This window comes from Clavibacter lycopersici (assembly GCF_003576405.1).
Classification (GTDB): Bacteria; Actinomycetota; Actinomycetes; order Actinomycetales; family Microbacteriaceae; genus Clavibacter; species Clavibacter lycopersici.
This window is the reverse complement of sequence record NZ_QWGT01000461.1, coordinates 1-839: the sequence shown is the minus strand read 5'-3', so window position 1 is coordinate 839 and position 839 is coordinate 1. Positions and strand designations below refer to the sequence as shown.

Sequence of the window (839 nt, the reverse complement as noted above, 5' to 3'; positions counted from 1 at the left end):
GGCGGCCGTGCGGTGCGGGCGCGGATGCGGGCACGGCGGGCGCGGCGCGATGGCGGGGCATCAGAGCGCCCCGCCGGTCGTGCGGGCCGCGTCGGCGGAGGCGTCGGCGGCTGCGTCGCCCCCTGCCGGCTGCGGCGGGCGACGCCAGATGACGGTCAGCAGCCAGATGGTGCCGGCCGCGCCGACGACCGCGAACGCGATCATGCGCGTGACGGGGTCGCCGAGCCAGACGAACGGCCAGCCGAGGAAGGGGACGACCGACGTGCGCTCCCACACGGCGTCGTCGCCGATGGTGACGATCCAGGGATCGCCCGCGGGGTTGTTGTCGCCCTTGGTCTGGATGGCGAGTCGGTCGGCCGACCAGCCGTCGAGCCGGTCGGCGTCCTCCGGGCCGAAGACGTGCGTGACGCGGTGGATCACCCGCACGCGCGGGCCCATCGGCGCCGTGAAGACGACGACGTCGCCGGTCGCCACCTCCGTGCGCGGCGTCGGGGCGGTGATCGCGAGGGAGCCGACGGGCATGCCGGGCGCCATCGAGTTCGAGAGCACGGGGACGAAGCGGGTGACGCCGAGCACGGAGAGGGCGATGACGGCGACGACGGCCAGCCCGATGGCGGCCGTGAGGAGCCCGCCGAGGAGGCCGAGCGCGCGGCGGGCAGGGCTGCGGCGGGTCATGACGCTGCCTCGGCGCCGCGGCGTCGGCGTCGGCCGGCGAGCAGCAGGATCCCGCCGCCCAGGAGGGCCAGGAGGGCGCCGGCCAGGGCGGACGCGATGTCGCGGCCGGTGACGGGGAGCAGGTCGCGCGGGGCGTCGGCGGCCGGGGCGGATCCGGCGGGCGG

Annotated in this window: 1 protein-coding gene; it reads right to left on the bottom strand. The window is 77.7% G+C overall.

Going from position 1 to position 839, the window contains the following annotated elements:
• Window positions 1-60: 60 nt before the first annotated feature.
• Window positions 61-675 (bottom strand): signal peptidase I, encoded by a 615-nt coding sequence (locus tag DZG00_RS15945; protein WP_119455848.1) that lies wholly within the window; start codon window positions 673-675, stop codon window positions 61-63.
• Window positions 676-839: the final 164 nt, after the last annotated feature.